The 9,953-nt window shown below is 53.8% G+C and carries 8 protein-coding genes and 1 pseudogene; 4 read left to right on the plus strand and 5 right to left on the minus strand.

Translation table 11 applies throughout. From position 1 onward, the window contains the following. Positions 1 to 336: pseudogene (locus ABX962_RS20105) on the plus strand (dihydroorotate dehydrogenase); the annotation flags it as partial. 22 nt (positions 337 to 358) lie between these two features. Here ABX962_RS20105 and ABX962_RS20110 read toward each other — a convergent pair. Beyond that, entirely contained in the window at positions 359 to 1,498 is a 1,140-nt protein-coding gene (locus ABX962_RS20110) for a 4Fe-4S dicluster domain-containing protein (RefSeq protein ID WP_372721807.1), read from the minus strand. Then, entirely contained in the window at positions 1,495 to 1,962 is a 468-nt protein-coding gene (locus ABX962_RS20115; RefSeq protein WP_372721808.1) for a cyclic nucleotide-binding domain-containing protein, read from the minus strand. The genes ABX962_RS20110 and ABX962_RS20115 overlap by 4 nt, the downstream gene beginning before the upstream one ends. Positions 1,963 to 2,468: 506 nt before the next feature. Between ABX962_RS20115 and ABX962_RS20120 the strand changes: the two genes are divergently transcribed. After that, on the plus strand, positions 2,469 to 2,957 hold the full coding sequence (locus ABX962_RS20120) for an HPP family protein (RefSeq protein WP_372721809.1): 489 nt from the start codon (positions 2,469 to 2,471) through the stop codon (positions 2,955 to 2,957). Here ABX962_RS20120 and ABX962_RS20125 read toward each other — a convergent pair. The 3 genes from ABX962_RS20125 to ABX962_RS20135 form a co-directional block, all read right to left on the minus strand. Next, positions 2,892 to 3,845, minus strand: a complete 954-nt coding sequence (locus ABX962_RS20125) for a universal stress protein (RefSeq protein WP_372721810.1) — start codon at positions 3,843 to 3,845, stop codon at positions 2,892 to 2,894. The two genes, ABX962_RS20120 and ABX962_RS20125, sit on opposite strands and share 66 nt — an antisense overlap. Positions 3,846 to 4,086: 241 nt before the next feature. Beyond that, a complete protein-coding gene (locus ABX962_RS20130) occupies positions 4,087 to 5,520 on the minus strand; it encodes a sigma-54-dependent transcriptional regulator (protein ID WP_372721814.1) in 1,434 nt (477 codons plus the stop codon). Positions 5,521 to 5,755: 235 nt separating this feature from the next. Then, complete coding sequence (locus ABX962_RS20135) at positions 5,756 to 6,853, minus strand: PAS domain-containing sensor histidine kinase (protein ID WP_372721811.1); 1,098 nt, start codon at positions 6,851 to 6,853, stop codon at positions 5,756 to 5,758. A gap of 275 nt (positions 6,854 to 7,128) precedes the next feature. Between ABX962_RS20135 and ABX962_RS20140 the strand changes: the two genes are divergently transcribed. Then, positions 7,129 to 8,670 (plus strand): ATP-binding protein, encoded by a 1,542-nt coding sequence (locus ABX962_RS20140; protein WP_372721812.1) that lies wholly within the window; start codon positions 7,129 to 7,131, stop codon positions 8,668 to 8,670. 122 nt (positions 8,671 to 8,792) lie between these two features. Then, complete coding sequence (locus tag ABX962_RS20145; RefSeq protein WP_372721813.1) at positions 8,793 to 9,926, plus strand: nitrogen regulation protein NR(II); 1,134 nt, start codon at positions 8,793 to 8,795, stop codon at positions 9,924 to 9,926. The last annotated feature ends 27 nt before the right edge of the window (positions 9,927 to 9,953 follow it).

Raw genomic sequence — 9,953 nt, forward strand, 5'->3', positions numbered from 1 at the left:
ATCCAATTGATCGATCCGATCATGCGAGTCCATTCGCATTGCCCCGCGATGTCGCTTGCCGCCAGTGGTGGAGTCGCCAGCAGCGAGGATGTGATCAAGGTACTGTTGGCAGGAGCCGATGTTGCGATGGTGACAAGTGAGCTGTATCGCTCAGGGCCCGATGTGATTGGGAAACTATTGGACGGGTTGGTTGAGTTTCTAAAACGGCATCAATTCGATTCACTCACGGATCTTCAGATGCGTCGACCAATCGAATTCGCTCACGAGGAAGAACGTGTTCACTACGTCGCTGCGCTCTCAGCAAGACTCAATGTCGTCCCTCCGCTCGGTGACTAATGTCCGCATTTGATCGCATTGTTCACTGCAGACCCGTGTCGATGTTTTTCGATTGGGGTTCGCGAATCGCGGCGATTTCTTCGGTCAAATCAATGCCCACCGGGCACCACGTGATGCATCGTCCGCAGCCAGTGCAGCCGATCGTGTCGAATTGATCTTGCCAAGTCGCAAGCTTGTGTGTCAGCCATTGGCGATAGCGGCTGCGAACGTCATTGCGTACCGTGCCGCCGGCGGTGTAGCTGAAGTCGAGATTGAAACACGAATCCCATTGGCGGACGCGTGTTACATCACGCTGGTTCAAGTCGCTGACTTCATTGACGGTTGAGCAAAAACAAGTCGGGCAAACCATGGTGCAATTGGCACATGACAAACAACGACGAGAAACTTCATCCCAGTGCGAGTGTTCCAGGTTGTCGAGTAGATCGTCATGTAGATTCGTGGTGTCGAGTCGTTTTGTGATCGCTTGCTTCGCATTTTCTAACTCGGCAGCGGCAAGTTCCGCTTGCGCTGCGTCCGCTGTGTTCAGCGCGAGTTCGGTAACGATACTTGCGCCCCTTTCGCTTCCCGTCTCGACACAGTATCCCGCTTCGGTTTCGGTGAGAGCGATGTCGAATCCGCTCGTGCATTTCGGGCCGCTGTTCATCGAGGTGCAAAAGCATGTCGCCGCAGCAGTGGAACACTGCACCGCGATGATCAGTGCCGATTCGCGTCGCCGCAAATAAATCGGATCCACGAACTCCCCACGCAGAAACACACGATCCTGGATTTCAATCGCGCTCAGATCGCAACCACGTACGCCGAGCAACGCAACACTCTCGGGATCCTCGACCTTATCCGTAAATTGCCAACCGTCATCGGTCAGCTTCGCACCGCTGAGTTCTTGGCGAGCGGGGTAAAGGAATTTTTTCCATGAATCGGGGCTCGAGTTGAAATAGAATCGCCGCTGCTGATGCGTGTTTTGAATCTGGTAGGTGGCGGGTGATTGGGTGTCGGTCCATCCCGTGGGCAACTGATCGACATGGTTTAGCGTGTCGTAAATGATTGCACCGTTTCGCACCGTGGGACCGACCACCCGGTATCCCCAGCGATGCAATGCATCGATCAGTTGTTGTAACTCGCCTCGCGGCAACCACCACATTTCGTTTTGAGCGGGCTGGGTCATTCCGGAGTACCTTGCGGTTGGTAGAACAAGTCGAGTAGTTGCAAGCGAGTCGCCACCAATCGCTTCGAAAGTGATTTGGCGATCGTGTACATCACCTTGTAACCGATATCGTGGTTTTGTTCGCAAAGCTGAGAAAGCGCTGCCGCATCAAAGGCAATCAAGGTGGTTTCGAGCGTGGCCACTGCCGTGGCGGTCATGCGTTGATCGCCCAGCACGGCGGACCATCCCAACAAATCACCGGGGCCGGCGGTTAACATCGCCTTTGCTCCGGCTCGCGTTCCTGACATCTCCAACCGCACTCGCCCCTCTTTGATCCAGTAGATTTTGGCATGGACTTCGCCTTCACGAAAGAGTAACCGCTGAGCGGGGAACGTCTCCAGCGATGCGAGATCCGCCAACGGCTGAATCAGAAATGGCGAGCCTTCGCTGTCGAGTCCGATCGTGTCGAGGTTTCTCTGGCTCATCGAAAACAGGCCTCGTCGGTAGGCGATCCGCGAAAAGGAACTCAACACCTCGGGTCGACGCAAAGCGAATGCCAAGTCCGATCGCTTAGGGATTGCGAAGGCTAAAATGCAAACATGCGAGATCACGCCATTGTACAATAGAGCTATTACTCGCCAGCAAGGCGGTTCGGTTGATCAACTCATTCCCTTTGGCTCGGGGAGTCTTGATTCCACAGCGATGTGATGAGTGTGCACTTCGTCACAGCGTCGTGCCAGATCGTCATGCCCGATCGTCTTACCAGAGGAATCATCGTGGCGGCAGGCCGGCTTATTGAGCCGGCTTATTGGAGCTTTCAATGCGTGTCGTAGGACACTCATTCGCGAGTCGCTTTTGCTGGCGATGGTACGGGCTTTGCCTGATGACGTTTCGCTGTACTGTGGGAATTTAAACGCGGATTTCATGTCGGCTGTGACCCCGCTCTTACAGACGCACTCCGTTCAATTCCCTTTTAACCAAGGAGCATGCGATGACCAAATTCGCCAATTGTGACGAAGCGGTGGGCGATTGGATGTCGAAATCGATCTCTTCCGTCAATCGTGATTCGACGGTCCGCGACGTTTTAGAGTTGATGAAAACCGGAAACGTTTCTTCGATCCCCGTGGTCGATGCGGCGGGAAACGTCATCGGGATCGTCACTCGTAGTGACCTTGCTGGTGTGGTCCTTTCGACCGATCAATTACTCGACAGCGACTATCCGCATTTCGAAGACTGCTTGTGGGCCGTCGAGTTGATCCAGCGACGATTTGGCACCGACAAAGTCACCGAGGTGATGAGTGAAAATGTGGCGTCGGTACAACCGGAAACCACCATGTGCGATGCGGCCAAACAGATGGTCGACGACGGTTTCCACCACTTGGCGGTGACCAAGGAGAAAAAATTGCTGGGGATGTTATCCGCGAGTGACTTTGTCCGCTTGGTCGCTAGCAGTTGTGAAAGCGGTGACACTTGTCCGTGAAATCAACACACTGCAATGCGCATGTCTGAGCACATGGCGTGAATTGCTGCCGAGAAACAGTCGCTGGATTAGCGTCTCACGCTGATCGCCAGTGATGATCAAATCGCATTTTTGCTGTTCTGCATATTCCACGATGCCGTGTCCGATATGATTCGCCTCGATCGTTTTCGCGTGAGTCGTGAAGCCTTGTGACTGCAATTTTGCCTTAATCTTTTCAATTGTTTCGATGGCGATGGGTTGCAGATCCTGGCGATATTTTGATGCTTGATGGAACAATTCTTGGTCATAAAAATGTAGGATTTGCTCAACATAAACCAAGTGAATTTCGGTCGTCGTGGAAAATCCCAATCGGGTAATCCATGCCGCTAAATCGACGTCGCTCTCCGCATTGCTAATCGCGATCAAGATGCGTGACGGCGCCGGCGAGGCGATGTTGGGATCGGGGGCTTGATCCCCAAGCGGCCGAACGACCAGCGTCGAACAGTCGGCGTGCGTTGCCACGTAGTCCGATACGCTGCCCAACAACACGCGGGCAATCGCGGAATGCCCGGTGGCTCCCATCAACACCAAATCGACACGTTTCTCACTCGCCAAGCGAACGATTTCATGCCCCGGGGAACCGATCGGCGATAGCGTTTCGATCGAGCGGAATTCGCTGCGAGCAAATGCGGCCATCTCGTTCAACGATTCCCGGATTGCCTCGATTTCCCGTTGCATCACACTGGCTGCGTCCATGGCAAACATCGTGCCACTGAGATCGTACTCGGGGACGCGGGGCGATGCTGTCACGAGCGTCAGATCGATTTCGTCATGACAAGGCATCCGCTTCAGACAATCCAATGCGTAGCTTGAATAAGCGGATCGGTCCACTGCCGCTAAAACTCGCATTGAATCTTCTCTCTGGTTTGCAAAGGATTTAGTTCTGGAGCGTGAAACCCTTGCGGGATGTGTTGGCACATAACGTGCATTTTGGATGGATTCAAACAAACCTTTTGCTCAATCCGACGGAGCCGTATCCGATGCGACGCATGAAATGGAAAGATACACCGCATGAAAAAATATTCTGGAGCGTCGTGATCGCAGTCGCGATTCTCTCGATTCTCGTCTTTGCCACACGTGTTGCGGGAATCTAGTTCAAGATTGATTCGCTTTCGGAAGGCTCCTTTTCGTCAGCACCTGAAGGATGCGTGTAACGCTCGAGCAATCGATACAGTTTGCGGCGGTGGATACCCAGCTTTCTCGCCGTCCGTGCTTTGTTTCCTTTCTCTTTGGATAGCACCTCGAGCACATGGGTTTTGACCAGATCGTCAACCTTCACGTCCGGTGATCCCACGACAAAATGAGTGTGCCCTGATCCGTTGGTGTCACCACCGTGTTCGTCGTAGACGCCTTGTTGCAGACCTGTGGGGTGCGTGATTTCACTGGGTAAATCATCAAGCGTGATCTCGTGGTGGTCGGCGAGAATCGTGGCTCGTTCGATCACATTGATGAGTTGACGCACATTGCCGGGCCATGGATAGCGTAGCAAGACATCGCGAGCGTCCGAGTCGATCGACCATCCGTGCGGTAACAAGTGGTCGACCAACAGTCCCACGTCCCCTTCGCGTTGGCGGAGCGGTGGTAGGGTGAGGGATAACACGTTGATACGATAGAACAGGTCCTCACGAAATGACCCCTCTTTCACCGCTTGCGTCAGATCGCGATTGGTTGCGGCGATAATCCGAACTTTGACCTTTCGTTCGCGATGGGATCCAATGCGCCGCAGCGAACCATCTTCGAGAACACGCAGTAGTTTGGGTTGCAGCGACAGTGGCAGTTCGCCGACTTCGTCAATAAATAACGTGCCCCCATCGGCGATTTCGAAGAGTCCGAGTTTCTCGGATGAGGCGCCAGTAAACGAGCCTTTTTGATGACCAAACAGTTCACTCTCGACAAGATTCTCAGGCAATGCTGCACAGTTGATGGTGACAAACGGCTTGTCCGCCAGCAGGCTGCGCTCTTGAATCGAACGTGCAACCACCTCTTTGCCCGTGCCGCTCTCGCCTTCGATCAATACCGGCTTTCCCGTCGGGGCCACTTTCTCAACCATTCGCACCACCTCTCGCATCGCAGCCGATTCGCCCACCAAGGTCTGCTTGGGAGTCGAACGTGACACGAGTTCTTTGAGCTGGATATTCTCTTTGCGAAGATGATTGCGATCACGGGCTAGCAGACAACGATGCTCCAGATCGCCAAGCGAGCAAGGTTTCGTTAAATAATCGCAGGCCCCCAGTTTCATTGCCGAAACCGCTGTCTCGATGCTGCCGTGCCCCGTGAGAAAGACCACCTCGAGGTTGATTTTCGCTTCGCAAATGCGTTGCATCAACTCCAGCCCATTCATCCCTGGCATGTCGATATCCAAAACCGCGACGTCAAACGTGTCGCGCTCAAGCAACATCATCGCCTGAGCCCCGCTGGCGGCCTCTTGAACGATGTGCCCCTTTCGCTCCATGTACTTCATACAACTGCGGCGATAATCGTCTTCGTCATCGACCAAGAGCAGCTTGATTGGTGGGTGCGACATCATCAGATACCCAAGAGAATGCGTTGAAACGAGCGGGAAGCGGAAATCCATCGCTGTCACTCATGCGAACACTGTTCCAATTGCTGTTTCACGAAGAAAACCACGCCCCAACCCCATGAGTCGTGCGTATATGCACATCCTGGGTGTGCGTTATGTCTCACGTTGGCCTTTTAGGGAAGCGGCCCTGTTAGAAACTCCTTCGAAAGCTGTCAAGAAAATTCGATGCCGAATACCGCTAGGCGGCATGCCCATCGGCCGCGATCGTCATCTGGATCACCGCGCCCCCCTCGTCATGGTTGAATGCCTCGATTTCGCCGTGATGGGCTTCGACGATGCGTCGACAAATTGCCAGCCCCAACCCTGTTCCATGCTGTTTCGTCGTGTAGAAGGGTTCAAAAACCAGGGGCAACGATTCAGGGGCGAACCCATGACCGTGATCGTGGATCGTCACTTGGACCGCGTCGTCGTCGTGTCGTCGAATCCGTTCACAGTGAACGTCAATTTCCGCGACATCACGGCACGCATCGAGTGCGTTTTCGATCAGGTGATGACACACGAGTTTCATTTTTTCACGATCGAGATAGATCACATCGGATTGTTCGGTATCACGCGAGAATCGCAGGCGATGGGGAAAGTCCTCATGCTGGACCGCGATTTCATCAAACGCAACCTGGCAAATATGCAGAAGTCGCACACGTTGCGAGTTCAGCCGGATTGGTTCGGCATAGCGACGGACCTCTTCGTAGTTTCCCATCAGATCGGCGAGCGAATCGCGGATGCCTTGGGACAAATTCATCTGCTCGGGATCGTTTTGCAGGTCGAGTTCAAGCAGGTCCAAGCATGCCATTGCCCGTTGCAACGCATTGCGGCTCTCATGAGCCAATCCACTCGCCATCTGAGCGATCGCCGCGAGTCGTTCGGATTGAAGCAAATCAGCGGGCACCGACGTCTTGTCCGCCTGGACAAAGTGCGCGAGAAAAGGGGAATCGTTGGAACCGGTGATTGGTTGTAGTGTTAATTTCACGGGGAGATCCTGATTATTCTTGCGTTTGACAAGGATCGGTTGTTCATGGTGCTGCGTTTCGTACTCGGATTGTGCCACACAGCGCGCCGGCCGTGCCTTAGATAGGCAATATGTCGCATCGTCGAAGAGGGTGTTCGCAGATTGTCCCACCAATGCATGGTCGGGGAGCCCCAGCAATTGTGTGAGTTTTTCGTTGGCAAAAAGTACCGTTCCGTCGCAATCGATCACCGCAGCGGCGATAGGGGTTGTCTGTAAAAGCCGACGAACCAGCGGTGCGTCGATCAGCAGCTGGGATATGGTTTTCGTCATCAATTGCTCTCGCCTCGTGAGTGGACAACCGCATTCACCAGCAACCGTGATGCCGATTTGCGATGCCAGGACAAACTTCTTTTGCCAAATCGCCCGGAGGCATTGTTTGATTCGCGCTGAGCCGATGGAACAGACGCTAAATCGAAGTTAGCGTCGTCAGCGAAATCTGCATTCAAAGAGGTCGAAATCACCCCGGGACCTCAAAAGTGATAATTTTCCATGCCTCTCCCTTGGTCTGGGGGGGAAAGGCTAGACCCTTGCCTTGGCGATTCGGTATGATTGTGCCAAGGGCACTGACAGCGTGTCGTCCTCCTTTTTCGCTACTGCTTGATCGTCGTTTGATGGACCATCCGTTTCGAATCCTCATCATCGAAGACAATCCCGATACGCGGGCCAATTTGCGTGACATCCTTGAGCTCGACGGGCACGAGGTGGTGGTGGCGGCTTCGTTCAATGAATCCAAGGAAATTGCCAAAACGGCCAAGATTGGCTTGGTGATCACCGACCGACGTTTGCCGGAGGGAATGATCGAAGAGTTTCTGCCCGAGGTGAAGGAAAATTCGGCCGATGCCGACATCATCGTGGTCACCGGTTTCGGCGACATGCATAGCACCATCGCGGCGCTGCGTTTGGGAGTGACCGACTATGTGATCAAACCGATCATCCCCGATGACATCCGCTCGATCGTCAAGCGAATTGCAGAAAAAAAACTGCTCCAGGCGGAATTGGCCGAAGAGCACTATTTCACCAACGAGGTGCTCAAGACCGTCGAAGCGATCGTGTTGGTGCTTGATCTCGATGGTCGTGTGATTCGCTTTAACCCCTTTTTTCACCAGCTGACCGGCTGGACGCAGGATGAGTTGAAGGGGCGGGATTGGTTTGAACGCTGTATCCCTGAACACGAGCGAGTTCGCGTCAAAGAGGTCTTTATCGCCACGTCACATCACGAACATACCCGTGGCGTTGTGAACGATGTCTCGGGCAAAGATGGGCGGCGTCACCGCATTCGTTGGTCCAATACGACACTGAAAGATGGCGAGGGAGAGGCAGAGGCGGTATTAGCGGTCGGGGTGGACGTCAGTGATTTGGTCGAAGCCCAATCACGGGCGCTGCAGTCGGAGCGACTTGCCGCGATCGGCCAGACGATGACGGCGCTGAGCCACGAAAGTCGCAATGCGTTGCAGCGAATCAAGGCAGCATCCGATGTGCTTTCGTTGGAAGTGGCAGGAAACAAAAACGCCGAAGACGACCTGAATGCCATTCAACGCGCGAGCAACGATTTGCAATGTTTGCTCGAAGAGGTTCGTTCCTTCGCGGCACCCATTCAAGTGCATTATCACACCACCTCGCTGGGGCATGTTTGGGATCGTGCTTGGGCAGACATCGCCGCCACTCGCAAAGGGCGAGATGCCGAGTTGATCGCGTCGTGCAATTCCGACAACATGGAGATCGAGATTGATACGGTCCGCATGGAGCAGGTGTTTCGCAACTTGTTCGAAAACTCGCTCGCCGCGTGTTCGGATCCCGTGCGAATCCAGATCGATTTCGGTAGCGAGGACGACGAGGTCGAAGTCAAAATCACCGACAATGGCCCCGGTTTTAACGTCGAGCAAGAGCAAAAGTTGTTCGAGCCGTTCTACACAACCAAGCGAACGGGGACGGGGCTGGGGATGTCCATCTGCCAACGTATTGTCGAAGCCCATGGGGGGACGATCGAGGTTGAGCCCTGTTCCTCGGGGGCATGTGTGGTGATTCGCATGCCACGTCGTGCCTGCAATGACATCTCGTACCCTTCTCAACTCGCTTCGCTTGAATAAGCACGCGGCACCCCGTCGCTGCTGCGGAGGGACGTGATGCTGCGTATTTCCTTTTTTCTGTGTTCTGCCTCGCTGCGCAGTCGCTCGATTCATCGATGATAAACGATGTCAGGTTTTCACCCATGCACAACCAAGACCAAGTCCTGCTCGCCGCGTTATTGAGGACTGCTGTGGATGCGATCATCGTGATTGATGATCGGGGGATGATGCAATCGGTCAATCCTGCCACCACCAAATTGTTCGGCTATAGCGAAGACGAAATGGTGGGAAAAAACGTGAAATTGCTAATGCCAACGCCTTATCGTGAAGAGCATGACGGCTATCTTCGTAGCTATCACGAAACAGGACGTGCCAAGATCATTGGTATTGGTCGCGAAGTCACAGGTAAACGGAAAGATGAAACCACCTTTCCGATGCATTTAGCCGTCAGCGAGGTGCCACTGGGCGACAAAAAATTGTTTGCCGGGATCGTTCGCGATATCAGTGACTTGAAAAATGCGCAGCAACAACTCAGCGAAATCAATGATCAACTCGAACAACGCGTCCGCGAACGGACCAGCGAATTGCACGCGGCGCAAGCAGAATTGCTCAAGGCCGGAAAATTGGCCACGCTCGGTCAGGTCGCGGGGGGAATCGCCCACGAAATCCGCAATCCGCTTAATGCGGTGCGTACCTCAGCCTATTACCTTCGCAACGCAAAAAAACTGACCCCCGAAAAGACAAGCGAGCATCTTGAACGCATCGATCGCCAAGTTTTGCTGATCGAAAAAGTCATCAAGGCGCTTTCCGATTTTGTCCGGCTGCCCGAACCGAGACTAAGCAAATGCAATGTCAGCGAATTGATTAACGACATTATCTCGGAAGTCTCGATTGCAGATAACGTGCGAATGCAAAACGAAGTCGCAGCGGATCTGCCTACCGCGATGGTGGATCCCAATCAAATTTCGATCGTGTTCCACAATCTGATACGCAATGCCAGCGACGCGATGCCCCAAGGAGGAGCGATCACCCTTGCGTCCGATGTGATTGAAAACCAGATAATCATTGAGGTGATAGATACCGGAGTTGGAATCGGAGAAGAACATATTCGACGGATCACCGAGCCCTTGTATTCCACCAAGGCGCAAGGCATGGGGTTAGGTTTGGCCGTCTCGGCGGCGATTCTTGATAAAAATCATGGGCACATGGAAGTCGAGAGCCAACTTGGGGTGGGGACGACCTTTGCCGTTCACTTGCCCCGGCATTTTCGCTCCTAAATGCTCCTGGCTGCACACTTGTGATGA

Origin of the sequence: Novipirellula sp. (genome assembly GCF_041583735.1) — a bacterium.
In the GTDB taxonomy this organism is placed as follows: Bacteria; Planctomycetota; Planctomycetia; order Pirellulales; family Pirellulaceae; genus Novipirellula.

Excerpts from the sequence above, each read along its gene's own strand:
- ABX962_RS20110 (WP_372721807.1), bottom strand. The coding sequence starts at position 1,498 with ATGACCCAGCCCGCTCAAAACGAAATGTGGTGGTTGCCGCGAGGCGAG.
- ABX962_RS20115 (WP_372721808.1), bottom strand. The coding sequence starts at position 1,962 with ATGAGCCAGAGAAACCTCGACACGATCGGACTCGACAGCGAAGGCTCG.
- ABX962_RS20120 (WP_372721809.1), top strand. The coding sequence starts at position 2,469 with ATGACCAAATTCGCCAATTGTGACGAAGCGGTGGGCGATTGGATGTCG.
- ABX962_RS20125 (WP_372721810.1), bottom strand. The coding sequence starts at position 3,845 with ATGCGAGTTTTAGCGGCAGTGGACCGATCCGCTTATTCAAGCTACGCA.
- ABX962_RS20130 (WP_372721814.1), bottom strand. The coding sequence starts at position 5,520 with ATGTCGCACCCACCAATCAAGCTGCTCTTGGTCGATGACGAAGACGAT.
- ABX962_RS20135 (WP_372721811.1), bottom strand. The coding sequence starts at position 6,853 with ATGACGAAAACCATATCCCAGCTGCTGATCGACGCACCGCTGGTTCGT.
- ABX962_RS20140 (WP_372721812.1), top strand. The coding sequence starts at position 7,129 with ATGATTGTGCCAAGGGCACTGACAGCGTGTCGTCCTCCTTTTTCGCTA.
- ABX962_RS20145 (WP_372721813.1), top strand. The coding sequence starts at position 8,793 with ATGCACAACCAAGACCAAGTCCTGCTCGCCGCGTTATTGAGGACTGCT.